The organism is Cellulomonas sp. zg-ZUI22 (assembly GCF_017353535.1).
Lineage (GTDB): Bacteria > Actinomycetota > Actinomycetes > Actinomycetales > Cellulomonadaceae > Cellulomonas > Cellulomonas wangleii.
Genome location: NZ_JAFMUZ010000001.1, coordinates 1,449,815 through 1,475,962, shown reverse-complemented (window position 1 = coordinate 1,475,962; position 26,148 = coordinate 1,449,815). Strand labels below are relative to the sequence as shown.

General features: G+C 72.5%; 36 protein-coding genes and 1 pseudogene. All 37 read right to left on the bottom strand.

Annotated elements, in window-relative coordinates; all coding sequences use genetic code 11:
• Positions 1–20: 20 nt before the first annotated feature.
• Positions 21–581 (bottom strand): annotated as a pseudogene (locus J1G43_RS18975) (alpha/beta fold hydrolase); the annotation flags it as partial.
• A gap of 175 nt (positions 582–756) precedes the next feature.
• Positions 757–1,281 carry a 50S ribosomal protein L17 gene (gene rplQ, locus J1G43_RS06815; protein WP_207339035.1) on the bottom strand — a complete coding sequence of 175 codons (525 nt, stop codon included), beginning with the start codon at positions 1,279–1,281 and terminating at the stop codon, positions 757–759.
• A gap of 80 nt (positions 1,282–1,361) precedes the next feature.
• Positions 1,362–2,375 carry a DNA-directed RNA polymerase subunit alpha gene (locus tag J1G43_RS06810; RefSeq protein WP_089798456.1) on the bottom strand — a complete coding sequence of 338 codons (1,014 nt, stop codon included), beginning with the start codon at positions 2,373–2,375 and terminating at the stop codon, positions 1,362–1,364.
• Positions 2,376–2,588: 213 nt separating this feature from the next.
• Positions 2,589–2,990, bottom strand: a complete 402-nt coding sequence (gene rpsK, locus J1G43_RS06805) for a 30S ribosomal protein S11 (protein ID WP_046528973.1) — start codon at positions 2,988–2,990, stop codon at positions 2,589–2,591.
• Between the two features lie 77 nt (positions 2,991–3,067).
• On the bottom strand, positions 3,068–3,448 hold the full coding sequence (gene rpsM, locus J1G43_RS06800) for a 30S ribosomal protein S13 (protein WP_089798455.1): 381 nt from the start codon (positions 3,446–3,448) through the stop codon (positions 3,068–3,070).
• 169 nt (positions 3,449–3,617) lie between these two features.
• On the bottom strand, positions 3,618–3,731 hold the full coding sequence (gene rpmJ / locus J1G43_RS06795) for a 50S ribosomal protein L36 (RefSeq protein ID WP_013117849.1): 114 nt from the start codon (positions 3,729–3,731) through the stop codon (positions 3,618–3,620).
• 69 nt (positions 3,732–3,800) lie between these two features.
• A complete protein-coding gene (gene infA, locus J1G43_RS06790) occupies positions 3,801–4,022 on the bottom strand; it encodes a translation initiation factor IF-1 (protein WP_012877432.1) in 222 nt (73 codons plus the stop codon).
• 367 nt (positions 4,023–4,389) lie between these two features.
• Positions 4,390–5,223, bottom strand: a complete 834-nt coding sequence (gene map / locus J1G43_RS06785; RefSeq protein WP_207339036.1) for a type I methionyl aminopeptidase — start codon at positions 5,221–5,223, stop codon at positions 4,390–4,392.
• 10 nt (positions 5,224–5,233) lie between these two features.
• Entirely contained in the window at positions 5,234–5,812 is a 579-nt protein-coding gene (locus J1G43_RS06780; RefSeq protein WP_207339037.1) for an adenylate kinase, read from the bottom strand.
• Positions 5,809–7,104: a preprotein translocase subunit SecY gene (gene secY, locus J1G43_RS06775; RefSeq protein WP_207339038.1), complete on the bottom strand. Its 1,296-nt coding sequence runs from the start codon at positions 7,102–7,104 to the stop codon at positions 5,809–5,811. Before secY ends, J1G43_RS06780 begins: the two co-directional genes overlap by 4 nt.
• A gap of 125 nt (positions 7,105–7,229) precedes the next feature.
• A complete protein-coding gene (locus J1G43_RS06770; protein ID WP_207339039.1) occupies positions 7,230–8,018 on the bottom strand; it encodes a hypothetical protein in 789 nt (262 codons plus the stop codon).
• Complete coding sequence (locus J1G43_RS06765) at positions 8,015–8,719, bottom strand: hypothetical protein (RefSeq protein ID WP_207378185.1); 705 nt, start codon at positions 8,717–8,719, stop codon at positions 8,015–8,017. The genes J1G43_RS06770 and J1G43_RS06765 overlap by 4 nt, the downstream gene beginning before the upstream one ends.
• A complete protein-coding gene (locus J1G43_RS06760; RefSeq protein WP_207378184.1) occupies positions 8,716–9,369 on the bottom strand; it encodes a hypothetical protein in 654 nt (217 codons plus the stop codon). Before J1G43_RS06760 ends, J1G43_RS06765 begins: the two co-directional genes overlap by 4 nt.
• Positions 9,366–10,010: a signal peptidase I gene (locus J1G43_RS06755; protein WP_207378183.1), complete on the bottom strand. Its 645-nt coding sequence runs from the start codon at positions 10,008–10,010 to the stop codon at positions 9,366–9,368. Before J1G43_RS06755 ends, J1G43_RS06760 begins: the two co-directional genes overlap by 4 nt.
• Before the next feature lie 70 nt (positions 10,011–10,080).
• On the bottom strand, positions 10,081–10,737 hold the full coding sequence (locus tag J1G43_RS06750) for an alternate-type signal peptide domain-containing protein (RefSeq protein WP_207378182.1): 657 nt from the start codon (positions 10,735–10,737) through the stop codon (positions 10,081–10,083).
• 104 nt (positions 10,738–10,841) lie between these two features.
• A complete protein-coding gene (locus tag J1G43_RS06745) occupies positions 10,842–13,118 on the bottom strand; it encodes a CshA/CshB family fibrillar adhesin-related protein (protein WP_207378181.1) in 2,277 nt (758 codons plus the stop codon).
• Positions 13,119–13,459: 341 nt separating this feature from the next.
• Positions 13,460–14,287 (bottom strand): hypothetical protein, encoded by an 828-nt coding sequence (locus J1G43_RS06740; RefSeq protein WP_207378180.1) that lies wholly within the window; start codon positions 14,285–14,287, stop codon positions 13,460–13,462.
• 29 nt (positions 14,288–14,316) lie between these two features.
• A complete protein-coding gene (locus J1G43_RS06735) occupies positions 14,317–15,036 on the bottom strand; it encodes a SipW-dependent-type signal peptide-containing protein (RefSeq protein ID WP_207370278.1) in 720 nt (239 codons plus the stop codon).
• Complete coding sequence (locus J1G43_RS06730; RefSeq protein WP_207339047.1) at positions 15,033–15,644, bottom strand: hypothetical protein; 612 nt, start codon at positions 15,642–15,644, stop codon at positions 15,033–15,035. Before J1G43_RS06730 ends, J1G43_RS06735 begins: the two co-directional genes overlap by 4 nt.
• Complete coding sequence (locus J1G43_RS06725; RefSeq protein ID WP_207370277.1) at positions 15,641–16,252, bottom strand: signal peptidase I; 612 nt, start codon at positions 16,250–16,252, stop codon at positions 15,641–15,643. Before J1G43_RS06725 ends, J1G43_RS06730 begins: the two co-directional genes overlap by 4 nt.
• Positions 16,253–16,340: 88 nt before the next feature.
• Entirely contained in the window at positions 16,341–16,970 is a 630-nt protein-coding gene (locus J1G43_RS06720) for an alternate-type signal peptide domain-containing protein (RefSeq protein ID WP_207339049.1), read from the bottom strand.
• Between the two features lie 118 nt (positions 16,971–17,088).
• Positions 17,089–18,924: a hypothetical protein gene (locus tag J1G43_RS06715; RefSeq protein WP_207378179.1), complete on the bottom strand. Its 1,836-nt coding sequence runs from the start codon at positions 18,922–18,924 to the stop codon at positions 17,089–17,091.
• Between the two features lie 417 nt (positions 18,925–19,341).
• Positions 19,342–20,052, bottom strand: coding sequence for a 50S ribosomal protein L15 (gene rplO / locus J1G43_RS06710; RefSeq protein ID WP_207339850.1), 711 nt, complete (start codon positions 20,050–20,052; stop codon positions 19,342–19,344).
• Between the two features lie 2 nt (positions 20,053–20,054).
• Positions 20,055–20,237, bottom strand: a complete 183-nt coding sequence (gene rpmD, locus J1G43_RS06705) for a 50S ribosomal protein L30 (protein ID WP_013117860.1) — start codon at positions 20,235–20,237, stop codon at positions 20,055–20,057.
• Positions 20,237–20,881: a 30S ribosomal protein S5 gene (rpsE, locus tag J1G43_RS06700; RefSeq protein WP_089798438.1), complete on the bottom strand. Its 645-nt coding sequence runs from the start codon at positions 20,879–20,881 to the stop codon at positions 20,237–20,239. The genes rpmD and rpsE overlap by 1 nt, the downstream gene beginning before the upstream one ends.
• A 34-nt stretch (positions 20,882–20,915) precedes the next feature.
• Positions 20,916–21,287 carry a 50S ribosomal protein L18 gene (gene rplR / locus J1G43_RS06695; RefSeq protein WP_089798437.1) on the bottom strand — a complete coding sequence of 124 codons (372 nt, stop codon included), beginning with the start codon at positions 21,285–21,287 and terminating at the stop codon, positions 20,916–20,918.
• 3 nt (positions 21,288–21,290) lie between these two features.
• The gene (gene rplF / locus J1G43_RS06690) at positions 21,291–21,830 is read right to left on the bottom strand and encodes a 50S ribosomal protein L6 (protein ID WP_207339051.1); all 540 of its coding nucleotides are present in this window, start codon (positions 21,828–21,830) and stop codon (positions 21,291–21,293) included.
• A gap of 25 nt (positions 21,831–21,855) precedes the next feature.
• Complete coding sequence (rpsH, locus tag J1G43_RS06685) at positions 21,856–22,254, bottom strand: 30S ribosomal protein S8 (RefSeq protein WP_046528981.1); 399 nt, start codon at positions 22,252–22,254, stop codon at positions 21,856–21,858.
• Between the two features lie 76 nt (positions 22,255–22,330).
• Positions 22,331–22,516 carry a type Z 30S ribosomal protein S14 gene (locus J1G43_RS06680; RefSeq protein ID WP_046528982.1) on the bottom strand — a complete coding sequence of 62 codons (186 nt, stop codon included), beginning with the start codon at positions 22,514–22,516 and terminating at the stop codon, positions 22,331–22,333.
• A gap of 1 nt (position 22,517) precedes the next feature.
• Positions 22,518–23,090 carry a 50S ribosomal protein L5 gene (gene rplE, locus J1G43_RS06675; protein ID WP_089798435.1) on the bottom strand — a complete coding sequence of 191 codons (573 nt, stop codon included), beginning with the start codon at positions 23,088–23,090 and terminating at the stop codon, positions 22,518–22,520.
• Positions 23,090–23,431 carry a 50S ribosomal protein L24 gene (gene rplX / locus J1G43_RS06670; RefSeq protein WP_013117867.1) on the bottom strand — a complete coding sequence of 114 codons (342 nt, stop codon included), beginning with the start codon at positions 23,429–23,431 and terminating at the stop codon, positions 23,090–23,092. The genes rplE and rplX overlap by 1 nt, the downstream gene beginning before the upstream one ends.
• 2 nt (positions 23,432–23,433) lie before the next feature.
• Positions 23,434–23,802 (bottom strand): 50S ribosomal protein L14, encoded by a 369-nt coding sequence (rplN, locus tag J1G43_RS06665; RefSeq protein WP_013117868.1) that lies wholly within the window; start codon positions 23,800–23,802, stop codon positions 23,434–23,436.
• A gap of 163 nt (positions 23,803–23,965) precedes the next feature.
• Positions 23,966–24,256 carry a 30S ribosomal protein S17 gene (rpsQ, locus tag J1G43_RS06660; protein WP_089798434.1) on the bottom strand — a complete coding sequence of 97 codons (291 nt, stop codon included), beginning with the start codon at positions 24,254–24,256 and terminating at the stop codon, positions 23,966–23,968.
• Positions 24,257–24,263: 7 nt separating this feature from the next.
• Positions 24,264–24,500: a 50S ribosomal protein L29 gene (gene rpmC / locus J1G43_RS06655; RefSeq protein WP_089798433.1), complete on the bottom strand. Its 237-nt coding sequence runs from the start codon at positions 24,498–24,500 to the stop codon at positions 24,264–24,266.
• Positions 24,500–24,916 (bottom strand): 50S ribosomal protein L16, encoded by a 417-nt coding sequence (gene rplP / locus J1G43_RS06650; RefSeq protein ID WP_207339052.1) that lies wholly within the window; start codon positions 24,914–24,916, stop codon positions 24,500–24,502. The genes rpmC and rplP overlap by 1 nt, the downstream gene beginning before the upstream one ends.
• A gap of 3 nt (positions 24,917–24,919) precedes the next feature.
• Positions 24,920–25,759 carry a 30S ribosomal protein S3 gene (rpsC, locus tag J1G43_RS06645; RefSeq protein WP_207339053.1) on the bottom strand — a complete coding sequence of 280 codons (840 nt, stop codon included), beginning with the start codon at positions 25,757–25,759 and terminating at the stop codon, positions 24,920–24,922.
• Entirely contained in the window at positions 25,759–26,139 is a 381-nt protein-coding gene (gene rplV, locus J1G43_RS06640; RefSeq protein WP_089798430.1) for a 50S ribosomal protein L22, read from the bottom strand. The genes rpsC and rplV overlap by 1 nt, the downstream gene beginning before the upstream one ends.
• Between the last annotated feature and the right edge of the window lie 9 nt (positions 26,140–26,148).

The window sequence follows — 26,148 nt, the reverse complement described above, 5'->3', positions numbered from 1 at the left end:
CCCGGCACGATCACCAGGTGACCGTCCCGGCACGCCGCGAGGAACCGGCGCTCGTCACCGCGGAAGTGGTCGTACCGGCCGTTGACCAGCCAGACGGGCGCCTGCACGGCGGCCAGGTCGGCGACGGGTGAGGCGTCACGCATGGCCCGCATGACGTCCCCGACGACGCCGAGCGCGAACCCACCCGCCCCGACGTCGGCCGCGCTCGTCGGCGGCATGGTGCGGTTGACCAGCGCCTGGTTGATGGCTGCACCGTGGTCGGGCAGCCGCGCGAAGAAGGCGTCCGCGGCCAGCCCCCACGCCCGTACCGCGGCCGGGCGCGGCACCGAGCAGCAGGCTGCCGCGACCAGCCCCGCGACCTGCTCGGGGTGCCGTGCCGCGTAGGCGATGGCGGTGTACCCGCCGAGCGAGAGCCCGACGACCAGGGCACGACCACCCACGGCGCTCACGGCGTCCCGGACGACCGCCACCGCCCCGTCGAGCGTGAACCGCTCGTCGAGCCGGTCCCCGTGGCCCGGCAGGTCCACCGCGACGACGACGTGCCCGGCGCGAGACAGCGCGTCATGCTGCGCGCGCCACATGGTGCGGGACGCCCGCATGCCGTGCACGAGGACCACCGGGGGCGCGGATGCCGCCATGCTGCGAGGTTACTGCGCGGGCCGGGGCCGCTCCCGCCGGCCGGTGCGGGTGCTCCGCGGGACGCAGCAGGGCCCGGGCACCGTGAGGTGCCCGGGCCCTGCCGGCGGTGCGGGTGCGTCAGGCCTTGTCGGCGGGGGCGTCCTCGACGGGAGCGTCCTCGACCGGGGCGTCCTCGACGGGCGCGTCCTCGACGGGCGCGTCCTCGACCGGCTTCTCGGCCTTCTTGGGCGCGGCCTTCTCGGTGGCCTTGGTGGCCTCCTTGACGACGGCCTGCTTGGGCGACAGCGGCTCGAGGACGAGCTCGATGACGGCCATGGGGGCGTTGTCGCCCTTGCGCGGGCCGATCTTGGTGATGCGCGTGTAGCCGCCCTGGCGGTCGGCCACGGCGGGCGCGATCTCCGTGAACAGCGTGTGCACGACGCTCTTGTCCCGCACGACGGTCAGCACGCGACGACGCGAGTGCAGGTCGCCGCGCTTGGCGAACGTGATGAGCCGCTCGGCGAGCGGGCGCAGCCGCTTGGCCTTCGTCTCGGTCGTGGTGATCCGCTTGTGCTCGAACAGGGCCGTCGCGAGGTTCGCGAGGATCAGCCGCTCGTGCGCCGGGCTACCACCGAGCCGGGGACCCTTGGTGGGCGTGGGCATGGTCTCTACTCCTTGAGTTCCAGGTGAGGGCGACGTCCCCGGGTCCGGCGCGTCAGCGCGCGGGCCCGGGACCACTCACGTCAGTACTGCTCGTCCTCGACGAAGTCGGTCTCGTCGTCCCCGTAGTAGCCACCGGCGGCCGAGGGGTCGAAGTCCAGCGGGCTGTCCTTGAGCGTCAGGCCCAGCTCGGCGAGCTTCTCCTTGACCTCGGTGATCGACTTCGCACCGAAGTTGCGGATGTCCAGCAGGTCCGCCTCGGACCGAGCCACGAGCTCACCCACGGAGTGGATGCCCTCGCGCTTGAGGCAGTTGTACGACCGGATGGTCAGCTGGAGGTCCTCGATCGGCAGCGCCAGGTCGGCGGCGAGGGCGGCGTCGGTCGGCGACGGGCCGATCTCGATGCCCTCCGCCTCGACGTTGAGCTCACGCGCCAGGCCGAACAGCTCGACCAGCGTGCGGCCGGCCGACGCGAGCGCGTCGCGCGGGCTGATCGCCGGCTTGGTCTCGACGTCGACGATGAGCTTGTCGAAGTCGGTGCGCTGCTCGACACGGGTCGCCTCGACCTTGTAGGTCACCTTGAGCACCGGCGAGTAGATCGAGTCGACCGGGATGCGGCCGATCTCGGCGTCGAACGACTTGTTCTGGTTCGCCGACACGTAGCCGCGGCCGCGCTCGACGGTCAGCTCGATCTCGAGCTTGCCCTTCTCGTTCAGCGTGGCCAGGTGCAGGTCGGGGTTGTGGACCTCGACACCGGCCGGCGGCACGATGTCCGCCGCGGAGACCTCGCCCGCACCCTGCTTGCGCAGGTACATCACGACCGGCTCGTCGTTCTCCGAGGAGACGACGAGGTTCTTGATGTTGAGGATGATCTCGGTGACGTCCTCCTTGACACCCGGGATCGTCGAGAACTCGTGCAGCACGCCGTCGATCCGGATGGACGTGACGGCGGCGCCCGGGATGGACGACAGGAGGGTCCGGCGCAGGGAGTTGCCGAGGGTGTAGCCGAAGCCGGGCTCGAGAGGCTCGATGGAGAACCGCGAGCGGTGCTCCGAGATGACCTCTTCGGTCAGGGTGGGGCGCTGTGCGATCAGCACGGTGTGATTCCTCTCCGCGAGCGTCCGCCATATGACGCTGTCGCAGGTACTGCATGCCTGGACGTGCCTCGGTCTGCAGGTCCGGGCGAGAGTGCGGGTGCGATCCGCCGCCTCACGCGGGCCGGCACCCCGGCGGGGTGACGGCCGACGAGCGCGGCGGACACGCGAGGGCCGGGACCGGCACCGTGAGGCACCGTCCCGGCCGTACGCGGGTCAGACGCGGCGACGCTTGGGCGGACGGCAGCCGTTGTGGGCCTGCGGCGTCACGTCCTGGATCGAGCCGACCTCGAGGCCGGCCGCCGTCAGCGAGCGGATCGCCGTCTCGCGGCCCGAGCCGGGGCCCTTGACGAAGACGTCGACCTTGCGCATGCCGTGCTCCTGGGCGCGACGCGCGGCTGCCTCGGCGGCGAGCTGCGCGGCGAACGGGGTCGACTTGCGCGAGCCCTTGAAGCCCACCTGGCCGGACGAGGCCCAGGCGATCACGGCACCCGAGGGGTCCGTGATGGAGACGATGGTGTTGTTGAACGTGCTCTTGATGTGCGCCTGGCCGTGGGAGACGTTCTTCTTCTCCTTGCGGCGCGGCTTGCGCACGGCGGTGCGGGACTTGGGAGGCATCTCTTCTTCTCTCGAGGTCTACGGGTCGGTGGGCCGACGGGCGGGCGGTCAGCGACTGGCGCGACCGGCCCGCGTCGTCACTTGCGCCCGGCCTTCTTCTTGCCGGCGACGGTGCGCTTGGGGCCCTTGCGGGTACGCGCGTTGGTCTTGGTGCGCTGACCACGCACCGGGAGGCCGCGGCGGTGACGCAGACCCTCGTAGCTGCCGATCTCGACCTTGCGGCGGATGTCGGCGGCGATCTCGCGACGGAGGTCACCCTCGAGCTTGAAGCTTCCCTCGAGGTAGTCGCGGAGCGCGACCAGCTCGCTGTCGCCCAGGTCCTTGACCCGGACGTCGGGGCTGATGCCCGTGGCGGCCAGGGTCTGCTGCGCGCGGGTGCGCCCGACCCCGAAGATGTAGGTGAGAGCGACCTCGACCCGCTTGTCGCGGGGAAGGTCGACACCGATGAGACGTGCCATGTGCCTGGTGGCTCCTGTACGGCGTTCGGAGGTCTGCCGCACCGTCCTCCCGCGAGTCTGCGGGCCCCAGCCTCCGAGCTGGGGGTTCACCGTGGTGCCGGGCCCGGAGGCCGTCGTCACGGAGCGGCGGTGCGCTTGCTGGCCCGTGCGGGCCGGTGGTGCGTGCTGCTCAGCCCTGGCGCTGCTTGTGGCGCAGGTTCTCGCAGATCACCTGGACGCGACCGTGCCGGCGGATCACCTTGCACTTGTCGCAGATCTTCTTGACGCTCGGCTTGACCTTCATCGCGTTCGTTCCTCCGCCGCCGCGTCCCGAGCCACGTGGGCCCGACCGACGGCGTCTCGATGGGGGTGGTTACTTGTAGCGGTAGACGATGCGCCCGCGGGACAGGTCGTACGGGCTGAGCTCGACGACCACCCGGTCCTCGGGGAGGATGCGGATGTAGTGCTGCCGCATCTTTCCCGAGATGTGGGCCAGCACCTTGTGGCCGTTCGCGAGCTCCACGCGGAACATCGCGTTGGGGAGCGCCTCGATCACGCTGCCCTCGATCTCGATGACGCCGTCCTTCTTGGCCATGTCCTCCGCTAACTGTCGTGCTCTCGACGTGTCCTGCAGGTTGGTCGTCCCACCCCGCACCACCGGCCGGCAGACGTGCCGGACGCCGCCAGACCGTGACCGGTCCCGCGGACGAGCGAGGGGTGACTGGTCGCCGATGAACGGCGCACACAACCAACGAACGATCATACGGCATCCCGGCGGCGGTCGGTACCGGCGGGCGCCCGGCACGGGCACGGGGCCGGCCGACGTCGCCGAGCTGCTCGTCGTCCGTACCCCTACGGTGCCCCGGCGCAGCGGGTCCGGGGAGGGCTGTCGCGCAGGGCGCGACGCGGCGCCGCCGGTGGGCGGACGGGCGCGCGCACGGGTCGGGCCCGCGCCGACGGCGTCAGAGCGCCGCGACCTCCACGCCGAGCGCCCGCAGCCGCTCCGCACCGCCGTCACGAGCCGTGAGCACGACGATGCCGTCCTCGAGCAGCGCGACCGTGTGCTCCCAGTGGGCGGCGCGCGAGCCGTCGTCGGTCACCACGGTCCAGTCGTCAGCGAGCACGTGGTTCGCCTCCGCGCCGCGCACCAGCATGGGCTCGACGGCGACGCACAGCCCCGGCTTCAGCCGGGCGCCGCGGTCGCGGGTGCGGTAGTTCGGGACGTCGGGCGGCTGGTGCATCGCGGTGCCGATGCCGTGGCCGACGTAGTCCTCGACGATGCCGAACGGCGCGGCGCCCGTGCGGGCGGCGGCCGCCTCGACGACGTCCTCGACGGCCTCGCCGACCGCGCCCAGCCGATCCCCCGTCGCCAGGGCGGCGATGCCGGCCCACAGCGCGTCCTCGGTGGTGCCCACCAGGGCGAGGTCCGCGGGGTCCGCGGGGTCCAGCACGGCCGAGAACGCCGAGTCGCCGTGCCAGCCGTCGACGATCGCGCCGCAGTCCACGGAGACGACGTCACCGGGCTGCAGCACGCGGGAGCCCGGGATGCCGTGGACGATCTCCTCGTTGACGGAGACGCACAGCGACGCCGGGTACCCGTGGTACCCGAGGAAGGACGGGGTGGCGCCGGCGGACCGGATCACGTCCTCCGCGACAGCGTCCAGCTCGGCCGTCGTCACACCCGGGGCCAGGGCCGCCCGCACCGCGTCCAACGCGTCCGCGACCACCAGGCCGGCACGCCGCATGACCGCGACCTGCTCCGGCGTCTTGTACTCGATGCGCTCGCGACCGAACACGACCGGGCCCTCAGGGCAGGACGGGGCTCAGCGCCGCGAGGAGCCGGGCCGTGACGTCGTCGACCTCACCGAGACCGTCGACCTGCACCAGCAGGCCGCGCGCGGCGTACACCTGCGAGATCGGGGCCGTCTGCTCGGCGTAGACGCCGAGCCGGTGGCGGATGACGTCCTCGGTGTCGTCCGCACGACCCTCGATCTGCGCGCGGTTCGTCAGCCGCTCGATGACCACCTGGGGGTCCACGGTCAGCTCGACGGCGAGGTCGATGCTGCGGCCGGTCACGGCGAGGATCTCGTCCAGCGCCGCGACCTGGGCCACGTTGCGCGGGTACCCGTCCAGCAGGAACCCGTCGACCGCGTCGGCCTGGGCCAGACGGTCGCGCACCAGCTCGTTCGTCAGCTCGTCCGGGACGAGCGCGCCGGACGCCGTGATGTCCTGCACCCGGCGCCCGAGCTCGGTGCCGTTCTTGATGTTCGACCGGAAGATGTCGCCCGTCGAGATGGCCGGGACACCCAGCCGCTCCGCCAGACGGACGGCCTGCGTACCCTTCCCCGCTCCGGGGGGGCCGAGCAGGACCAGACGTGCACTCAACGCAAGAACCCTTCGTAGTGCCGCTGCTGCAGCTGGGACTCGATCTGCTTGACGGTCTCCAGGCCGACGCCGACCACGATGAGGATGGACGCGCCGCCGAACGGGATGTTGGAGCCGACCCCGAGCACGATGAACGCGATCATGGGGATCAGGGCGACCATGGCGAGGTAGAGCGAGCCCGGTGCCGTGATCCGCGTGATGACGTAGTCGAGGTACTCGGCGGTGGGGCGGCCGGCCCGGATGCCCGGGATGAAGCCGCCGTACTTCTTCATGTTGTCCGCGACCTCGTCCGGGTTGAACGTGATCGCCGTGTAGAAGTAGCAGAAGAAGATGATGAGGACGACGTAGAGACCCATGTGCAGGGGCGCGCCCGGGTCGGCCAGGTTCACGCTGATCCACTGCACCCAGCCCGCGGTCGGGTCACCGAACTGCGCGATCAGCGTGGGCACCGCGAGCAGCGACGACGCGAAGATCACGGGGATGACGCCGGCCATGTTGATCTTGATCGGGATGTAGGTGCTCGACCCGCCGTACATGCGGCGGCCGACCATGCGCTTGGCGTACTGCACGGGCACCCGGCGCTGCGACTGCTCGACGAACACGACCAGGCCGATGACGAGCACGACGATCGCCAGTACGGCGATGAACTTGCCCGCACCGCCGGCGCCGCCGGCGATCGACCACATGGCGCCGGGGAACGACGCGGCGATCGACGTGAAGATGAGCAGCGACATGCCGTTGCCGACACCGCGCTCGGTGATGAGCTCGCCGAGCCACATGATGAGGCCGGTGCCCGCCGTCATGGTGATGACCATGATCAGCAGGGTGATGGGGCTGTCGTCCGGGATGACCTCGAGCGAGCAGCCCTGGAACAGGTTGCCGCTGCGCGCGAACGTGATGATCGTCGTCGACTGCAGGACGGCGAGCCCGATGGTCAGGTACCGCGTGTACTGCGTGAGCTTCGCGGTGCCGGACTGGCCCTCCTTGTGGAGCTCCTCGAACTTGGGGATCACCACGCGCAGGAGCTGGATGATGATGCTCGCGGTGATGTACGGCATGATCCCGAGCGAGAAGACCGAGAGCTGCAGCAGCGCACCACCGCTGAAGAGGTTCACCAGCCCCAGCAGGTCGCTCTCGGCGGTCTGCTCGATGCAGGCCTGCACGTTCGGGTAGCTCACCCCAGGGGTCGGCAGGAACGACCCGATGCGGAAGAGCACCATCATGCCGATGGTGAAGAGCAGCTTGCGCCGCAGGTCGGGCGTCCTGAACGCCCGAACGAATGCACCTAGCACCTGTCGTCCTCCTGCTGTGTGGGCCGTCCTCAGACCCCGTCGCCGTCGAAGAGCGGGACGGACCGCCGGTAGAGACTACCCCGCAGACGGCGCGGGACCGCACCCCCTGCGGACGGGTGGCCCCCTCAGGCGGGTCCCCGGCCCCCCGACGCCCCGTCCGACCGGCGCCGGCGACGCACCGCCGCGACCAGCAGCCCGCCGGTGGCGACGGCACCGAGCGCGACCAGCGCGGTGCGCGCCAGGTCCGCCCCGGTCATCGCCAGCGGGCGCACGGCGCTGCCGGACGGCGCACCGGGCGTCGCGCTCGGGGGCGTGCCGGGCGTCGGACCGGGCAGGTCGCCGCCGATCTCCAGGTGGACGACGAACGACGCCTCGCGCGCACCGACCTCGGCCCGGTTGCCGGTGGTCGCCTCGACGGGGAACGTGTACCCGACCGTGATCACGGTGCTCTCCCCCACGGCGAGGGGAACCTGCGCGACCTGCGTGCGCTGCGCGGTCGCCAGGTCGCGGAACGAGGCCGCGCCGGTGCCCGACGCCGTGGACCAGTCGAGCCGCAGGTCGTCGTAGAAGGCGTCCTCGACCGCGGCCGGGGCGGTCTCGACCTGCTGGACCCAGGCACGCAGGGTCCCCGCCGCGGGACCGTCGTTGCGCACGCGCAGGGTGCGCACCGCCCGGTCGCCCGGGACGGTCACGGGGACGCCGACGAACGACTCGTCGGCGGTCATGACGGCCGACCCGTCCCAGGCCAGGGAGACGGTCGGCGTCTGCCACTGCGTGTCCACCGCGGCGGGCACCGCGGCGGCAGGTGCGGCGGCAGTCGGCGCCGCCGCCGCGGGGACGCCCGCCGCGAGGACGGTGGCCAGCGCCAGGGCCGGGACCAGGACCGCCCCGGCGACGGTGCGTGCGCGTCTCACGGCTGCTCCCCGGGTCGGAACGTGCGGAAGGTGAACGTCAGCGCGTGCTCGGGCTCGTCGGCGGGGTCGACGTCCTCGGTGACGGTCGCCGACCACCTGTCGCTCCCGGTGACGGTGACCGGGTCGCCGACACCGGGCACGGTGGCGCTGCCCGTGGCCGTCACGGTGTCCTCGTGCGTGCCGGAGACGGGGGTCCACCGCGCGACGAGGCACCAGTACTCGGTCGTCGGCGCGACCGCGTCGGTGTAGGTCGCGTCCCACGGGGTCGACGTGCGGGGCGACTCCCCGGTGACCGACGTCGTGCACGCCTGCGCCGAGCCCACCTGCGTGAGCGACCAGGTGGACAGGCCGAACAGACCACCGTCGACGGACGGCTCGACCGTGTAGGTCAGGCCGTGGTTGCCCTGCGCCAGCGAGTCGACCTGCACGGGGACCGCGACGGCGCCCGCGCTGCGCAGGGTCCGCGCCTCCTCGGGCCCGAACGTGTGGGCCAGGCTCGTGGTCCCGGACGTCGCGTAGCGCACCTCGCCCGGCGCGCCGACACCGAAGACGACGCCACCGAGCGGGAGCCGCGCGTCCACGCCGACGGCGTCGCGCCACAGCGCGGCGGTCCCGCCGACGCCGAGGCCGAGCAGCGCCGCGGCCAGGACGACCAGCGCCGTCGCGCGGCGGCGTGCGGGGCGTCGGACATGGGTCGTCATGACGTGAACCCCTCCCCGTCGCGCACCTGCGCGAGCTCGATCCGGATGCCGCCGAGCGCGGCCATGGGTGCCTGGCTGATCGCCGGGACCGTGCCGGACGCACCGGGCACCAGCAGCGGGACGTCACCCGCCACGTGCGCCGTCACCACGACCTGCCACGACGCGTCGTCCCACGCGTCGACCTGCGCGGGGGTCAGGTTGTCGGGCGCGGACGGCACGACGACGGCGGTCCCCAGGGCGGTCGGCGCGGTGGCAGTCCCCTCGGGGTCCACCACCACGTACGTCGCCGTCACACCGGCCGGCGCGGTGAACCCCTCGGCCCACGTGACGGTCATCCGGGCGGCGAGGTTGTCACCCTCGAGCCGCGGCCGGAAGCCCTGCGTGAGGACGAGGGTGTCCCCCGGCGTCGCCAGGTGACCGATCGCGCCGTTCCGGACCGTGCCGGCACGCCGGTCGGCGGCGGGCACGTCCGCGCTCGTCTCCTGCCAGGCCGCGTCACCGACGAGCTCGACGCCGATGTCACCGTTGCGGACGAGCTCGCCGGCACCGGTGCCGTCACGCCCCCACAGGGCGTAGGTCGACCCGGCGGCCAGGGCCGCGACCACGACCCCCGTGATCGCGAGCCTCGTCGCGTCGCGGCGTCGGCTCATGGTGCACCTCCTGGGGTGGGGACGGGGGCCGCGTCGGCCCGGTCGCCCCGGGCGACGCCGGAGAGGTCGTCGCCGGGACGCCCGATCGGGCCGGGCCCCGGGATCGGGGCCCGGGCCCTCTCAGGACGCAGGAGCATGAGCACCGAGTAGGTGATCAGTGCTCCCGCGACGGCGACCACGAGAGTTCCTCGGTGGCCGCCGAGCCACAGCGACACGTGCCCCACGAACGGCACGTGGTAGACCGCGACGCCCTTGATCTGCTCGGGCACCAGCGGGTCGTCGTCGGCGGTGTTCGCGTCACCCCGGGTGACGAACGTGGTGCCGTCCGAGGTGAAGCTCTTGCCCACCACCCGGTGCGTGACCAGCGCCGGGTCGTCGGACACCGGCTGGAACGTCACGACGTCGCCGACCTGGACCTCGGACGCGGCGTCCTCCACGCCGCGCACGACGACCACGTCGCCGGGCTGGTACGTCGGCGCCATCGAGCCGGTGAGCACCGTGAGGGCGGCACCGCCGAGCGCCCGCGGGACGACCGCGAGCGCGCCCGCAGCCGCGAGCGCGACGAGCAGCACGCACGTCGCCACCGCGGACAGGACGCGGCGGACCCAGCCGACGCGGGTCGCGGTGGCACTGGTGGTCACGGTGGGCCTCCCTCCGGGTCGTGGGTGCGGAAGGTGGTGGGGCGGGCGGGGCCCGCCCCACCACGGCGGGTCAGGGCGCGGTCGTGGGCGCGGTGAAGTCCGCGCCCTCGCGGACCTGCTGCAGCGTGACCCCGATCTCGCTCAGGTCGGTCGCCGCCCCGGCTGAGGTCGTGCCGGTGACTGCGCCGCTGAACGTCGCGGTGACGACCACCTTCAGCTCCGCCGTGCCGTCGGCGCCGACCACGATGGTGGGCGACGGGTTGGTCGGGTTCCCGGCCGCCTGGCCTTCCCGGCTGGCGGCGAACCGCAGCGACGTGTCGTCGCCGAGCGCGCCGGTGGCGACCGGCGTGGTCGTCGCGCCGTCGTAGACGGCGTACGTCACCGTCATGCCCGCGGGCAGGTCGGCGTCCGAGGCCGTGGTGTCGACGCCGAGCTCGGCCACGAGGTTGTCGCCGACCAGGGTGACGTCGATCTCCGAGGTGCCCTCGACGACGTCACCGGGCACCATCCGCCACGTCGTGAGGTTGGAGATCGCGTGCCCCTTGTCGGCGCGGTCCGGCGACGCGTCGACCCACGCCAGGGCGCTCGCCTCCACGTCGAGCTTCCCGTTCGTGATCGTGCCGCCGGCGACGTCTGCGCTGTCGCTCCACAGCGCGAACGTCGTGCCACCGGCCAGGAGGGCGACGCCTGCCACGCCGGCGACAACGCCCTTGGTCCTGTTCTTCATGGTTGCCTGCCTCTCTGGTAGACGCCCGGGGTGGGCGGGGCCGCACCTCCCGGGCGGGAGGCTGCGGGGTCGGGGGTGTCGGGTCTCGCGGGGTGCGTGCCCGATCAGGTGCGGGGCGGGACGACCGGCCGTTCGGCGGTGCAGGTCACGCTCCCGCCCACGGCGAGCTCGGTGAGCGTCACGTCGGTGCCGCTGCCGTGCCGGCCGCAGTCGAGGGGGATGCGGAGGTCGGTGACGAGGGGCGAGCCGTTGCGGGTCTCGGTCACCAGGTCGGCGACCTTCACGTCGTGCAGCGGCAGCGAGCCGGTGTTCCTCACGACGTACGTCCACGTCACGGTGGTCCCGGGTGCCAGCCGGGCGCCGTCCGCCAGGGCTGTGCCGCCTGCGGCCGCGGACTTCTCCACGCTCAGCCCGACGCCGGGCAGGTCGACGGTCGTGCAGCGTCCGGCACGTTCGTCCACGGACCCGGGCTCGCAGGCCACGGGGTCGTCGGGGCCGGGTGCCGCGGTCGTCGCGCGGGCGACGTTGTGGATCGTCTCGTCCTGCGTGCTGGGGATGCGGTGGAGGCCGGTCAGCTGGTAGGTGAGCGTCACCGTCTCGCCGGCGGCGAGCGACCCGGACCAGGTGACGCGGTCACCCACGACCGCAGCCGTACCGGACGTGGCGGTGGCCGACGCGACCGTCCCGTACGTCCGCACGTCGCTCACGTCGTCGACCACGTGCGCGTCCGGGACCGCGACGTTGCCGGTGTTGGTCAGCGTGACCGTGTAGCGGACGGCGGTGGTCTCGGGGGTCACGTGCGACACGTCCGCGGACTTCGCGAGCGCCAGTCGCGTCACGAGCAGCTGGACCTGCCAGTCCTCGGTCTCCCCGGCCAGCGCCGGGCCGGTGGCGGACCCCAGCTCGGCGGTGTCCGCCGCGGCCCGCAGCCGCAGGTACGAGGTGCCGCCGACGACGTCCGCGGGCACCGACGACCAGGTGAGGTTCACGGTGCCGGCGCTCGAGCCGCCGGGGCAGGGCACCACGTCGGACCGCTCGTCCTCATCGAACCGGCCGTTGCCGTCCCAGTCCAACCAGGCCGCGACGTGCGCCTGACCTTCCCGGCAGCGGGCCGTGCCCAGCGTGTACGAGGTGACCACGACGGGCTCCACCGCGACCGCGGCCGGCGAGGCGCCCTGGCCGAACGCCTCCTCGTCGGGGATGTCCCCCGTGGCGTCCGTGCTGAAGGGCACGGTCGTGTTGGCGCGCGCGTCCGCGCCGAGCGTGACGGTGGGGACGACGCGGGTGCTGATCGGCGTCATGACCTGCTGGCCGGGCCCGGTGTAGCCCGCCAGGTGGTGCGTCCCCTCCCAGAGCAGCGGACCCTCCCACCGCGGCCGGACGAGGGCACCGGCCATGCCGTAGTCGGCCGGCGCGTCGCCGTGGTCCACACCGAGCACGTAGCCGACCGCGACAGCGCTGAGGCCCTGACCGAGCAGGTCGATGTCGAGCGTCTGGACGCCCTCTGCCAGCAGCACCGCGGTGGACGAGCCCTCGAGGCACTGACCCTGGTCGGCGGCCGCGGTGTTGTGCAGGTTCGCGGTCCAGTGCCGCGTGCTGCCCACGTCCTGCGGGCTCACCGTGGCGGTCGCCGTGTGGGTGCGGTACGAGCACCCGCCGTGGTAGCTGTCGATGACGCGCCAGGGGGTGTTCCAGCCCGTCGGGGCGGCGGTGGCCGCGACGTGCTCCGTGACCACACCGTTCTTCTCCCCGACGTTGAGCGACTCCGCGTCGGCGAGCACCAGCCCACCCAGGTCGACGGGGGTGCGCCTGATCGGACTCCCCTCACGGTTGCTCGCGGCGTACCCGACGACCGCGGCGTCGCACGCGACGGTGAGGGACGTGGAGTTGGGGTACTCGGAGTTCTCGTAGCTCTTGTCCTGCCGGATGCCTGCGGGCGGCATGCCGGGGTACAGCTGGCCGAGACCGTCCTTCGACGACCCGACGGTCCCGTCCGGCTCGACCCACGTGTTCCCGAACGGCTTGTAGGCCGTCACGGGGACGCCCGACAGGTTCGTGAGCGTGCACGTGACCTCCAGCCACGTGTCGTCACCCATCGCGTGCCAGTTGGTCACGCTGGTCCCGTTCGCGATCGCCTGGCCTTCCGGCGCCCAGGAGACCCACGCGATCTCGGGGAACTGCGCAGAGCTGTGCGCGTCGCTCGAGTAGATCGCGGCGCCCGTCGTGCTGCCCGTGGCCGGCACGTCCGCGGAGGCCGCGGTCGTCACACCCAGAACGGGCACGAGGGCGAGTCCGAGCCCGGCCGCGACCGTCCCCGCGAGGATCCGCGCGGCGGTGCCGCGCGTGACGCCCTTCGTCGACCGACGTCCGGTGCTGTGCATACCGAGCCTCCTGCCGCGTCCCTTCCTGTCGCACACCCCCGTGGCAGGTAGGGGGCGACCTTCCCTCCTCAGAGGGAACGGGATCACGGTAAGCAACCCGTATGGACTAGCGTCCAGTCCGACATTCGCCGGAAGATCCGGCGTGGCGGGACGATCCGGCGGACCCGTCCCTCGCCCGTTCGGACCAGCAGGCCGTGGGCGAGGACGTTGGTCCCCCGCGTGGACGCGGCCCGCGGGCGCGCTCCTGCCGTCCTCACCGACGGTGCGTCGTGCCCCGGCGGCTGCGTCGGGCGGGGTGGAGCGGCCCTGGCCCGTCCGTCGAGGGGCCCGACGGGAGGTGGCTACCGCGCGGGCGGCGCGGGGCGGGACGCGCCCGCGTCCCGGGCGTCACGACGTCGCCGCGCGGCACCCAGCAGCAGCGACCCGACCCCGATGCCGATCACCGCGAGCAGGGCGGCCCGCAGCCCGTGCAGGACCGTGTGGGCGAGCGGCCCCGCGCCGGCCCCTCCTGCCGCCTGGACCTCCGCGATCGTCACGATGGTGTCGACCCGCGGCGTCACGGCGTCGACGTCGGTCCCCGCGGACCCGGAGCGCGACGCGGCCCCGGCCCTGGCCCACGTGCTGCCGTCGAGCCGGAGCAGGACCTCGTACGTGGCCTCCCGCGGCGGGACGTTCGCGCGGTTGCCCGACGTCGCGTCCGTGGCGAGCGCGGTCACCACGGTGACCTGGGTGCTCGCCCCGCGCGCGAGCAGCACGTCGACGACGGGCGTGGCACCCGCCGTCGCGAGCCGGCGGAACGACGAGCGCCCGTCCCCCGACGCGGTGCGCCACGTGAGCGTCAGGTCGGTGTAGAAGTCCGCCCCGGGCGCACCGTCGGCGAGGTCCGCGTCGTCGGCGTCGGCGTCGGGGTCGAGGAGCTGCACGTCCTGCACCCAGCCACGCAGCACCGCGTCGGTCGGGCCGGCGTTGGTCACGGTGATCGTCCTGCCCTGGACGCCGCCGGGCACCACGACCGGCGCACCCGAGAACGTCGCGGAGCTGGCGGTGGCCGGCAGGCCGTCCCAGGCGAGGTCGACGGTCGGCCCGTCCCACGTGGTCACGAGCCCGTCGCCGGACGCCGCGACCGCGACGCCCGGCGGCACGACGAGCGCCAGGACGACACCCGCCACCAGGGCCCGGCGGGCTGGGGTCGCCCGCGTCACCGGCCGGGCCGGAACGTGGTGAACGCGAACGTCAGGCGGTGCGTCGGCTCGTCCGCCGGCACGCGGGCCTTGCCGACCGACGCGCTCCACCGGTCCTCGACGGTCACGCGCTGCGACGTGCTCCCGCCGGAGGTGGCGACGCCGGCGTCGACGGACGCCGTGCTGTCGTACGTGCCCTGCACGGGGTCGAAGGCCGCCACGAGGCACCAGTACTCGCTGGTCAGCCGGCGGGTGTCGCTGTAGTCGGCCGGCACCGGCGTCGACGCGCCGGCCTCGGGGCCGGCCACCGTGGGCGTGCAGGCAGCCGGCCCGGCCACCTTGACGAGCCGCACGTCCGACTCACCGAGGATGCCGCCCGTGATGTGCGGCGTCACGGTGTACCGCAGGCCGCGGTGCCCCTGCGAGAGCGCGTCGACCTGGACGGGGACGGCGACCGACCCGGTCGCCAGGAGCGTCGCGGCCTGCGCGGGACCGAACGTCAGCTCCACCGTGTCGCCGGGGCCCGTCGCGTAGTCCGCGAGCGCCCCGGGCTCACCGGGGGTCCCGACGCCGAACACGACGACACCGGCGGGCATGCCGGCCGTGACGGTCTCGACGTCGCGCCACAGCGCGAGGGTCCCGCCGCCGACGACCCCCACCAGCGCGGCGAGCGCGACGGTGAGTGCCAGCACCCCGGCGGTGGGCAGGCTGACGAGCCGGCCGCGCAGGCCGCTCACGGCGCGAGCCCGTCGCCACGCACCTGCCGCAGGTCAACCTGGATCGTCCCGCCGACCGAGGTGGCGGGCTGGCCGGTCAGGGTGGACGGTGCCACCACCCGGTCGACGCCGTTCCACACGAGGGTCGCGACGAGCGTCCACTCCCCCGTGCCGAGGGGCAGGCTCTCGCCGGCGCCCGCCGGCAGCGTCAGCGGCGTGCCGAGCGGGGTGGGGGCGCTGGGGGCCCCCGACGGCGGCGTCACGACGTACGTGCCCTCGACGCCCGCCGGGACGTGCCCCGTCGGCAGCCAGGAGACCGTGAGACGCGCGTGCAGGTTGTCGCCCTCCAGGGTCGTCCGGAAGCGCTGCGTGACCGTGAAGGAGTCACCGGGGACCGCGAGGTGGCCGGCGGTGCCGTCCGCACCCGACGCGACGGCGTGACCGCCGAGACCCGGGGACGTCTCCGCCCACCGGAGGTCGCCGACCAGCTCGAGATCGAGGTCCCCGGAGCGCAGGACACCGATCGAGGCCTCGGCGTCGGTCGACCACAGCGCGTAGGTGGCGCTGCTCATGACGGACGCCGTGAGCACGGCGGCCACCGCCGCGGCGGCCAGTCGGCGCCGGCTCATGCCTCGACCTCCGCGGCGGGCCGGTCCTCGTCGGACGCGGCCTCGTCCGTACCTGCTGCGCCGTCCGCGCGCGCCGGGCGACGCCCTCGGTCGGGGCTGAGCACCATCCACGCCCCGTACACCAGCAGCACGGCGGCACCGGCCATGACCACGGTGGAGCGGTGGGCGCCGACCGCCACCATGACGTGTCCCACGGCGGGCACGTGGTAGACGACCTCGGCCTTGATCTGCTCGGGACGCAGCGGCTCGTCGTCGGTGGCGTTGGCGTCACCGCGCGTCACCCAGCGCAGGCCGTCGGACGTCGAGCGGATGGCGACCACGCGGTGCGTGACGAGTGTCGGGTCCTCCGGGAAGGGCTGGAACGACACGACGTCGCCCACCTCGATCTCGGCCGGCACGTCCTTCACGCCACGGACGACGACCACGTCGCCGGGCTCGTAGGTCGGCGCCATCGACCCCGTGAGGACGGTGAGCGCGACGCCGTCGAGCATGCGCGGGACCAGCGCCAGGGCCACGGCCAACGCGAGGACCACGACGACCACGGCCGTGCTGAGCACCGACAGGACGGTCGGGAGCACGCGGCGGCGCACGGGGCGGGGCCGGTTCATGGCGTCCTCCTGTCGGTGCGGGGTGGTGGGTCGGTCGGGTGGGGACCCGGGCGGCGCGCCGCGGAGGCGCCGCCGCCCGGGTGGTCCGTCAGGCGCCGGCGACCTGCGTGAGACTCACGCCCACCTCGCCCAGCTGGTAGACGGTCGCGGACATGTCCGCCGCCTTGTCCGAGGCGAAGTCGACGGTCACGACCACGTGCACGTCGGCGGCCGTCGTCTTGTCGACCGCCACGTTGCCGGCCGCACCGCGCAGGTCGGCGCCGGCGTCGGGGCCCACGAACGTCAGCTTGCCGCCGACGGCCTTGCTCGTGATCTCGTTCATCTTCCCGTCGTAGACCTTGAACGCCGCGGTCCCGCCGTTCGCGGCGACGACCCGGAGGTTCGAGACGTCGAGCTGCGCGGCGAGGTTGTCGCCCTCGAGCGCCACGTCGAAGGAGTACGTCGCCTCGGCGCTGTCGCCCGGGACGGTGCGCCACGTCGCCAGGTCGATCGTGTGCCCGGCACGCCCCGTCACCGGGGTGGTCGCGGCGGCGTCCGACCGGCCGGCCGTCACGTCGTACCAGACCGGCGTGCTGACACCCGTGATGTCGAGCTTGCCGGAGGTGATGGTGGCGCCGTCCTGCGTCAGCGTCTCGCTCCACGTCGCGAACGTGGTGCCGCCCGCGAGCAGCGCGATGCCGGCGACACCGGCGAGGACGCCCTTGGTCTTCTTGTTCATGGTCGTGCCCTTCTGAGAGGAGAGATGTGCCCGGAGGCGGTGTCCGAGACGTCCGGAGGGGCGCCTCGAGAGATGGATCAGGTCGGTCGGTCTGGTCGCCGGTCAGCGGTGCGCGTCGTCACAGCACCCCCGTGGACCGGCAGCTGATCTCCTGGCCGGGGGCCAGGGACGGGATGGTGACGGACGCCCCGGCGGGGATGTCGGTGCGGCCCGGGCACGCGATGGTGGCGTCGCCCGTGGTCGTGGCCCCGCCGACGGTGACGGCGGCGTAGGCGTCGCGCAGCCGGATGTCGACGAGCGTGGTCTGGCCGGTGTTGCGCACCGTGTACCGCCGCACGATGTGCGTCCCGGCGGTCCGCCGCTCGCCGGTGGGGAGCGGTGACGCGAACGCCGTGTCGTCGGCCAGGAACGTCTGCGCGACGACCTCGACACCGGGCCGCAGGTTCACCACGGTGCACGTGTGGCTGCGTCCGCGCTCCATCCGGACGTCGTACGGGTTCCCGGTGGTGGTCACGGGCGCTGCGCCGCCGTCGTCGCGGCGGCAGGTCACGGTGTCGACGACGTAGCCGGCGGGCACCGCCTCCGTCACGCGGACCACACGGGTCGCGCCGGGCACGGGGACCGTCGCCGCGGCGGAGCCGCCGGGTCCCGTGACGAGCGGCGCCGCACCCAGTGCGTCGACCGTGAACTCCCAGCCCGCGGTCGGGACCCCCGCGCCCGGCGCCGCACCCGCGGGCACCGTCACACTGACGAGCGTGAGGGTCGTGGGTGCCACGTAGCTGCTGACGAAGGTGCAGACGATCGGGGCGGCAGCGGCGGTCGCGGCCTCGGGGACGTTCTCCAGCACGACGCTGCGCGCAGCCAGACCCACCGTGGCGCCCGGCGCCAGCACGACGCCGCGCCCGTCCCGGCACGTGATCGAGGAGAGCTCCCACGAGGCCGGCGGCGCGTCCGCGGTGAGCACGACGCGGTCGCGGCGCGCGAGGACCGTGCCCGCGGCGGTCGACGCGCTGCTCCCCGGGCCGGTGACAGCCGTCGGCGACAGCGTGTACCTGACCGCCGGGGCGGCGTCACGCGCCGCGGTGACGACGAAGCCCGGCGGCACCGACGCGGGTGCGTCGCCGACAGCCGCGGCCTGCTGGACGACCGTCACGGGGCGCACCTGGTCCAGCCGCGCCCACAGGCACGCGGTGGTGACCGCACCGTGCGGCGCGGTCACGCCGGTCGTGGGCGCGCCGGTCGGCGCCGTGCCACAGCCGGCGCCCGCCGCTGCGACGGTGAATCCCTCCACGGTCAGGCGGTGGTCGACGCCGTCGTGGACCACCGGGAACGTGCGCGTCAGGTCACCGAACGTCAGGGTGTCGTCCCCGGCCGCCGTGTCGCGCAGCACGTACGTCGGCTCCAGGGTCCCGCGCGTCCCCAGGCGCAGCCCCAGGACGCCCTCGTAGTGCGACGAGACGGACTGGGTGGGGTTGTTGGCGTAGCGGAGCGTGCCGACGAGGAACGAGGTGCCGGTCGTGACCGACGCGACCGTGGCGGGCGCGAACCCCAGGGTGCCCTGGCCCTTGGTGCGGTACTCGGTCGGCAGCAGGACCCGGCCGTCGTCCCAGCTCCGCTCGGTGCCCAACGCGTCGGGGCACTGGTAGGAGTGGTGGCTCCACGCGCCCCACACGAACACGCGCGTGCGGGAGTCCACCTGCTCCCGGCCGTGCCCGACGCGCACCTCGGTCCTTGACGGGGTCCCGGGCGCCGGCGCGTACCTGATGCAGCCGGCGGCAGCGTTGTCCGCTGCCGGGACGAGGGCGCCGCGGCCGTCGGTCCCGCGGTGACTCCTCAGATCGGCCTCGACCGGGCCGATGGTGACGGCAGCAGCGGCAGCGGAGGACGCCGCGACGACGCCGACGGCCGGCGCGAGGACCAGGGCCAGCGCGACCGACGCGGCCGTCCTCGCCATGCGCCGACGCAGGCGCGCACGGCGCCCTGCTGGCATGTTCCCTCGCATCGTTCCCTCGGCCCGCGGCGGACGTCCGGGGCGCTCACCTCGAGCGCCGACGCGCGGACGTCCACATCCCGCGAGTGCCTAGTAGGACACTTGTCCAGCACGCGTGCCACGGCTGCGAACCGCCCGAACCGGACGAGACGGGGTCATCGCCCCACAACGGCGGGTGCCAGCACCCAGGCGGCGCCGCAACTTTCACCCCGGCGACCGAAAGTCGAAACGCTCCGTCGTGGGCCCGCGCGCCGGCGGCGGCCGTCGTGGCGTGCGGGCGGGTACGACGAAGCGGCGGGTACGACGAAGCGGGCGGCCCCGGGATCTCTCCCGGGACCGCCCGCTGCGTGTGGTCCGACCGTGCGGACGTCAGGCGGGGCGTCAGCCCTGCGCGACGCTCCCGCCGGCGGCCTCGATCTTGTCCTTGGCGGAGGCGGAGCACTTGTCCACGTCCACCGCGACCTTGACGGTCAGCTCGCCGTCACCCAGCACCTTGACGGGCTGGCCCTTGCGGACCGCGCCCTTGGCGACGAGGGACTCGACCGTCACGTCGCCGCCGTCGGGGTACAGCGCCGAGATCTTGTCCAGGTTGACGACCTGGTACTCGACGCGGAACGGGTTCTTGAATCCGCGGAGCTTGGGCAGCCGCATGTGCAGCGGCATCTGCCCACCCTCGAAGCGGTCCGGCACCTGGTACCGGGCCTTGGTGCCCTTGGTACCGCGGCCGGCCGTCTTGCCCTTGGACGCCTCACCACGACCCACGCGGGTCTTGGCGGTCTTGGCGCCCGGTGCCGGACGCAGGTGGTGCACCTTGAGGGTGCCACCGGCGCCGGGCTGGGCAGCGGCCTCGGCGGCGGCCTTGGCGGCAGCCGTCGGGGCCTTCTTCTTCGCGGGGGCCTTGTCGGCCTTCGCGGAGGACTCGGCCGTTGCGGAAGCGTCCTTGGCGGCAGCAGCCGTCTTGGTCGACTTCTTCTCCGCAGCCGGAGCGGACTCCGTCTTCGCGGCGGCCTTCTTCGCCGGAGCCTTCTTGGCGGCCTTGGGCGCCTCGGTGGTCTCCGTCGTCTTCTCGTCGGCCTTCTTGTCGTCGGCCATGGTCACTCGACCTCCTCGACCGCGACGAGGTGCGTCACCGTCTTGACCATGCCGCGGATCTCAGGACGGTCCTCCTTGACGACGACGTCGCCGATCCGCTTCAGGCCCAGGGTGCGCAGCGTGTCGCGCTGGTTCTGCTTCCCGCCGATGGCGGAACGGGTCTGGGTCACCTTCAGACGCGCCATCACGCACCTGCCTTCGCGGCCACCGCGGCGGCACGGCCCTCGGCCTGCGCCCGCAGCAGCGAGTGCGGCGCGACGTGGTCGAGCGGCAGCCCACGACGGGCGGCCACGGCCTCGGGCTCCTCGAGGGAGCGCAGGGCCTCGACCGTGGCGTGCACGATGTTGATCGCGTTGGACGAGCCGAGCGACTTGCTGAGCACGTCGTGGATGCCGGCGCACTCGAGCACCGCACGCACCGGACCACCGGCGATCACACCGGTACCCGGCGACGCGGGACGCAGGAAGACGACCCCGGCGGCCTTCTCACCCTGGACGGGGTGAGGGATGGTGCCCTGGATGCGCGGGACGCGGAAGAAGTTCTTCTTCGCCTCCTCGACACCCTTGGCGATCGCCGCGGGCACCTCCTTGGCCTTGCCGTAGCCGACGCCGACCGTGCCGTCACCGTCGCCCACCACGACGAGCGCGGTGAAGCTGAACCGGCGGCCGCCCTTGACGACCTTGGCGACACGGTTGATCGTCACGACGCGCTCGACGAACGCGCTCTTCTCGGCGGCGTCACCGCGCCGCCCGCCGTCACGACGGCCGCCGTCCCGGCGGTCGCCGCCGGTGCCACCGGCACCGGTGTTGCTGCGCTGAGGAGCAGCCATCAGAAAGTCCTCTTCTTCGATGCGGAGTTCGTCGTCACAGGTTCAGACCACCCTCGCGGGCGCCGTCAGCAACTGCAGCCACGCGACCGTGGTACTTGTTGCCACCGCGGTCGAACACGACCGCCTCGACGCCGACGGCCTTGGCGCGGGCGGCGATGAGCTCGCCGACCTTCTTCGCCTTGGCGGTCTTGTCGCCGTCGTTCGCGCGCAGGTCGGCCTCGAGGGTCGACGCGGACGCGACGGTCTTGCCGATGGCGTCGTCGACGACCTGGGCGGTGATGTGCCGCGCCGAGCGCGTCACGACGAGGCGGGGACGAGCGGCCGTACCGACGACCTTCTTGCGAAGGCGCAGGTGGCGGCGACGACGGGCGATGGACGTGCCCTTGCCCTTGATGCCGATAGCCATGGGTTACTTCCCAGCCTTTCCGACCTTGCGGCGCACGTTCTCGCCCGCGTACCGCACACCCTTGCCCTTGTACGGCTCGGGCTTGCGGATCTTGCGGATGTTCGCGGCGACCTCGCCCACCTGCTGCTTGTCGATGCCCTGCACCGAGAACTTGGTCGGCGCCTCGACGACGAACGTGATGCCCGCCGGCGGCTCGACGACGACCGGGTGGCTGAAGCCGAGCGCGAACTCGAGGTTGTCACCCTTCGCCGTCACGCGGTAACCGGTGCCGACGATCTCGAGCTTCTTGATGTAGCCCTCCGTGACGCCGGTGACCAGGTTGGCCAGCAGCGTGCGGGTCAGGCCGTGCAGCGAGCGCGAAAGGCGCTCGTCGTCGGGACGCGTCACCACGAGGGCGCCCGCGTCGTCGCGGTCCACCACCAGGGGGGCGGCGACCGTGTGGCTGAGCGTGCCCTTGGGGCCCGTGACCGTCACAAGGCGGTCGTCGATGGCGACATCGACGCCTGCCGGCACCGGGACGGGGATCCTGCCGATTCGAGACATGGCTGTTCTCCTCTCCGTCTCGGACTTACCAGACGTAGGCGAGGACTTCCCCACCCACGCCCTTCTTGGCGGCCTGCTTGTCGGTCAGCAGCCCGGAGGACGTGGACAGGATCGCCACGCCCAGGCCGCCGAGCACCTTCGGCAGGTTGGTCGACTTGGCGTACACGCGCAGGCCCGGCTTGGACACACGCTTGACGCCGGCGAGCGCACGCTCGCGGTTGGGGCCGTACTTCAGGGTGATCGTGAGGTTCTTGCCCACGGGCGCGTCCTCGACGGTCCAGCCGGAGATGTAACCCTCGGCCTGCAGGATCTCGGCGATGTGGCTCTTGAGCTTCGAGAACGGGATCGTCACCGTGTCGTGGTGCGCCGAGTTCGCGTTGCGCAGACGCGTCAGGAAGTCTGCGATCGGGTCGGTCATGGTCATCGGGCGTCAGCCCTTTCTCGCCGGGGTATCCGCGGCCCTGGGACAGGGCCGCGGACCTACCGACGTCAGGAGGGTGTTACCAGCTGCTCTTCGTCACGCCGGGGAGCTCGCCACGGTGGGCCATCTCCCGCACGCAGATCCGGCACAGGCCGAACTTGCGGTACACCGAGTGCGGGCGACCGCACTTCTGGCAACGCGTGTACCCGCGGACCGCGAACTTGGGCTTCGCGGCCGCCTTGTTGATGAGGGCGGTCTTCGCCATGTCAGTTCTCCTTGAACGGGAAGCCGAGGAGCTTGAGGAGCGCGCGGCCCTCGTCGTCCGTGGTCGCGGTGGTCACGATCGTGATGTCCATGCCGCGCACACGGTCGATCTTGTCCTGGTCGATCTCGTGGAACACGGACTGCTCCACGAGGCCGAACGTGTAGTTCCCGTGCCCGTCGAACTGCTGCGGCGACAGGCCGCGGAAGTCGCGGATGCGCGGCAGCGCGGTCGACAGCAGGCGGTCGAGGAACTCCCAGGCACGGTCGCCGCGCAGCGTGACGTGCGCGCCGATCGGCATGCCCTCGCGCAGCTTGAACTGCGCGATGGACTTGCGTGCCTTGGTGACCTGCGGCTTCTGGCCCGTGATCTGGGTCAGGTCGCGGATCGCGCCCTCGATGAGCTTGGAGTCCTTCGCGGCCTCACCGACGCCCATGTTGACGACGACCTTGACCAGCCGCGCGACCTGGTTGATGTTCTCGTGGCCGAACTGCTCGAAGAGCGCCGAACGGATCTCGTCGTTGTAGCGCGTCTTGAGGCGCGGCAGGGCCGGGGCCTCGATGGTGGTCTCGGTCATCAGATGTCCTTACCGGAGCGCTTGGCGACGCGGACACGCACGGTGCGCGTGCGTCCGTCGCGCTCGACCTGCTCGGTGCGGTAGCCGACCCGGGTGCCCTTCTTGGTCTCCGGGTCCACCAGCATCACGTTGCTGATGTGGATGGGGGCCTCGATGGTCTCGATGCCACCGGTGCGGGTGCCGCGCGAGGTCTGGCCGGCCTTCGTGTGCTTCTGCACACGCTGGACGCCCTCGACGACGACGCGCTGCGTCTCGGGGAGGACCTCGAGGACACGCCCCTGCTGGCCCTTGTCGCGGCCCGAGATGACGACGACGAGGTCGCCCTTCTTGATCTTGGCCATGGTCAGATCACCTCCGGAGCGAGCGAGATGATCTTCATGAACTTCTTGTCACGCAGCTCACGGCCCACGGGGCCGAAGATGCGCGTGCCACGAGGCTCACCGTCGTTCTTGAGGATCACGGCCGCGTTCTCGTCGAACTTGATGTAAGAGCCGTCGGGACGCCGACGCTCCTTGCGGGTACGGACGATGACGGCCTTGACGACGTCGCCCTTCTTGACGTTGCCACCGGGGATCGCATCCTTCACGGTGGCGACGATGACGTCGCCGATACCGGCGTAGCGACGGCCGGAGCCGCCGAGCACACGGATGCAGAGGATCTCCTTGGCACCCGTGTTGTCGGCGACACGCAGTCGCGACTCCTGCTGGATCATCTACTTACTCCTGTCGTCTGGCGGGTTCTCGCTCACGCGATGGCGGCGAGCCTGGCCATCCGGATGGTTGCCGTGGTGCACACGCCGCGGGCGGGAGACCCGCCCGCGTCGTGGGCAACTGTCGTGGTGCTGTGCTGCTCGAGGCCTTGCGGCCGCGGCAGGGTTACTTGGCCTTCTCGACGACGTCGAGCAGCCGCCACCGCTTGGTGGCGGACAGCGGCCGGGTCTCCATGATCTCGACCAGGTCGCCGACGCCGGCGGCGTTCAGCTCGTCGTGGACCTTCACCTTGCTGGTGCGGCGGATGACCTTGCCGTACAGCGGGTGCTTGACGCGGTCCTCGACCTCGACGACGACGGTCTTGTCCATCTTGTCGGACACGACGTAGCCGCGACGGGTCTTGCGGTACGCGCGGTGGTCCGCCGTGGCCGTGGTGTGCTCGTGCTTCGTGGTCATTGCTGCCTCACTCCGCGCTCGGGGCGGTACGGATGCCGAGCTCGCGCTCGCGCAGGATCGTGTAGATGCGCGCGATGTCGCGACGGACCGCCTTGAGACGCCCGTGGCTCTCGAGCTGACCGGTCGCGGACTGGAAGCGGAGGTTGAACAGCTCCTCCTTGGCCTTCTTCAGCTCGGCGACCAGCTTCTCGTCGTCGAAGGTGTCCAGCTCGCTGGGAGCCAGCTCCTTGGTTCCGATAGCCATCAGTTACCACCCTCGCGCACGATGAAACGTGTCTTCATCGGGAGCTTGTGCTGCGCGCGGCGCATGGCCTCACGCGCGAGCGGCTCCGGGACGCCGGCGAGCTCGAACATCACTCGACCCGGCTTGACGTTGGAGATCCACCACTCCGGCGAGCCCTTGCCGGAACCCATGCGGGTCTCGGCGGGCTTCTTGGTGAGGGGACGGTCCGGGTAGATGTTGATCCAGACCTTCCCACCACGCTTGATGTGGCGGGTCATCGCGATACGTGCAGCCTCGATCTGCCGGTTCGTGACGTACGCCGGCTCGAGAGCCTGGATGCCGTACTCACCGAACGAGATCGTCGTGCCACCCGTCGCGGCGCCGGAGCGCCCGGGGTGGTGCTGCTTGCGGTGCTTCAGCCTGCGCGGGATCAGCACGGCTCAGGCCTCCGTTCCGGACTCGGTGGGCGCAGCCTGCTCCGCGGGCGCCTGCTCGGCGGCCGGGGCGGCAGGAGCGTCCTGACGCTCGGGACGACGACCGCCACCGCGGGGACCACGGTCACCACGGTCGCCACGGTCGCCGCGCGGGCCGCCACGCGAGGGGCGCGGAGCCTGCGAAGCCTGCTCGCGGGCCCACTCCTTCTCGGTGACGTCGCCCTTGTAGACCCAGACCTTGACGCCGATGCGCCCGAAGGTCGTGCGGGCCTCGAAGAAGCCGTAGTCGATGTTCGCGCGCAGCGTGTGCAGCGGCACACGACCCTCGCGGTAGAACTCCGTACGGCTCATCTCCGCGCCGCCGAGGCGGCCGGAGACCTGCACCCGGATGCCCTTGGCACCCGCGCGCTGGGCCGACTGGATGCCCTTGCGCATGGCGCGGCGGAACGAGACGCGGCTCGCCAGCTGCTCGGCGATGCCCTGGGCGACCAGCTGAGCCTCGATCTCGGCGTTCTTGACCTCGAGGATGTTCAGCTGGACCTGCTTGCCCGTGAGCTTCTCGAGCTCGCCACGGATGCGGTCGGCCTCCGCGCCACGACGCCCGATGACGATGCCCGGGCGGGCGGTGTGGATGTCGACGCGCACACGGTCACGGGTGCGCTCGATCTCGACCTTGGCGATACCGGCGCGCTCGAGACCCGTGCTCATGAGCTTGCGGATCTGCACGTCCTCGCGCACGTAGTCGCGGTACCGCTGGCCCGGCTTCGTCGAGTCCGCGAACCACCGCGACCGGTGGTCGGTCGTGATGCCGAGGCGGTACCCGAGCGGGTTGACCTTCTGTCCCACTAGCGGGTCCCTCCCTTGGTGGACGTCGCCTTCTCGCGCTGCGAGACGACGACCGTGATGTGGCTCGTGCGCTTGTTGATCCGGCCGGCGCGACCCTGCGCGCGCGGACGGAAACGCTTGAGCGTCGGGCCCTCGTCGACGAAGACCTCCGAGATGAAGAGGTCTGCCTCGTCGAGCCGCTCGCTGTTCCGCTTGGCCCCCTCGACCGCATTCGCGACCGCGGACTGCACCGTCTTGAGGACGGGCTCTGCCGCGGCCTGCGGCGCGAACTTCAGCACCGCCACGGCCTCGGCCGCCTGCTTGCCACGGATGAGGTCCACGACGCGGCGGGCCTTCTGGGGCGTGACGCGGACGAACCGCGCCTTCGCCTTGGCTTCCATCGCTGTCCT

Coding starts and splice junctions, on each gene's coding strand:
- rplQ (WP_207339035.1), bottom strand. CDS start 1,281: ATGCCCACGCCCACCAAGGGTCCCCGGCTCGGTGGTAGCCCGGCGCAC.
- rpsK (WP_046528973.1), bottom strand. CDS start 2,990: ATGCCTCCCAAGTCCCGCACCGCCGTGCGCAAGCCGCGCCGCAAGGAG.
- rpsM (WP_089798455.1), bottom strand. CDS start 3,448: ATGGCACGTCTCATCGGTGTCGACCTTCCCCGCGACAAGCGGGTCGAG.
- rpmJ (WP_013117849.1), bottom strand. CDS start 3,731: ATGAAGGTCAAGCCGAGCGTCAAGAAGATCTGCGACAAGTGCAAGGTG.
- infA (WP_012877432.1), bottom strand. CDS start 4,022: ATGGCCAAGAAGGACGGCGTCATCGAGATCGAGGGCAGCGTGATCGAG.
- J1G43_RS06765 (WP_207378185.1), bottom strand. CDS start 8,719: ATGACGACCCATGTCCGACGCCCCGCACGCCGCCGCGCGACGGCGCTG.
- J1G43_RS06760 (WP_207378184.1), bottom strand. CDS start 9,369: ATGAGCCGACGCCGCGACGCGACGAGGCTCGCGATCACGGGGGTCGTG.
- J1G43_RS06750 (WP_207378182.1), bottom strand. CDS start 10,737: ATGAAGAACAGGACCAAGGGCGTTGTCGCCGGCGTGGCAGGCGTCGCC.
- J1G43_RS06745 (WP_207378181.1), bottom strand. CDS start 13,118: ATGCACAGCACCGGACGTCGGTCGACGAAGGGCGTCACGCGCGGCACC.
- J1G43_RS06730 (WP_207339047.1), bottom strand. CDS start 15,644: ATGAGCCGGCGCCGACTGGCCGCCGCGGCGGTGGCCGCCGTGCTCACG.
- J1G43_RS06725 (WP_207370277.1), bottom strand. CDS start 16,252: ATGAACCGGCCCCGCCCCGTGCGCCGCCGCGTGCTCCCGACCGTCCTG.
- J1G43_RS06720 (WP_207339049.1), bottom strand. CDS start 16,970: ATGAACAAGAAGACCAAGGGCGTCCTCGCCGGTGTCGCCGGCATCGCG.
- J1G43_RS06715 (WP_207378179.1), bottom strand. CDS start 18,924: ATGGCGAGGACGGCCGCGTCGGTCGCGCTGGCCCTGGTCCTCGCGCCG.
- rplO (WP_207339850.1), bottom strand. CDS start 20,052: ATGGCCGACGACAAGAAGGCCGACGAGAAGACGACGGAGACCACCGAG.
- rpmD (WP_013117860.1), bottom strand. CDS start 20,237: ATGGCGCGTCTGAAGGTGACCCAGACCCGTTCCGCCATCGGCGGGAAG.
- rpsE (WP_089798438.1), bottom strand. CDS start 20,881: ATGGCTGCTCCTCAGCGCAGCAACACCGGTGCCGGTGGCACCGGCGGC.
- rplR (WP_089798437.1), bottom strand. CDS start 21,287: ATGGCTATCGGCATCAAGGGCAAGGGCACGTCCATCGCCCGTCGTCGC.
- rplF (WP_207339051.1), bottom strand. CDS start 21,830: ATGTCTCGAATCGGCAGGATCCCCGTCCCGGTGCCGGCAGGCGTCGAT.
- rpsH (WP_046528981.1), bottom strand. CDS start 22,254: ATGACCATGACCGACCCGATCGCAGACTTCCTGACGCGTCTGCGCAAC.
- J1G43_RS06680 (WP_046528982.1), bottom strand. CDS start 22,516: ATGGCGAAGACCGCCCTCATCAACAAGGCGGCCGCGAAGCCCAAGTTC.
- rplE (WP_089798435.1), bottom strand. CDS start 23,090: ATGACCGAGACCACCATCGAGGCCCCGGCCCTGCCGCGCCTCAAGACG.
- rplX (WP_013117867.1), bottom strand. CDS start 23,431: ATGGCCAAGATCAAGAAGGGCGACCTCGTCGTCGTCATCTCGGGCCGC.
- rplN (WP_013117868.1), bottom strand. CDS start 23,802: ATGATCCAGCAGGAGTCGCGACTGCGTGTCGCCGACAACACGGGTGCC.
- rpsQ (WP_089798434.1), bottom strand. CDS start 24,256: ATGACCACGAAGCACGAGCACACCACGGCCACGGCGGACCACCGCGCG.
- rpmC (WP_089798433.1), bottom strand. CDS start 24,500: ATGGCTATCGGAACCAAGGAGCTGGCTCCCAGCGAGCTGGACACCTTC.
- rplV (WP_089798430.1), bottom strand. CDS start 26,139: ATGGAAGCCAAGGCGAAGGCGCGGTTCGTCCGCGTCACGCCCCAGAAG.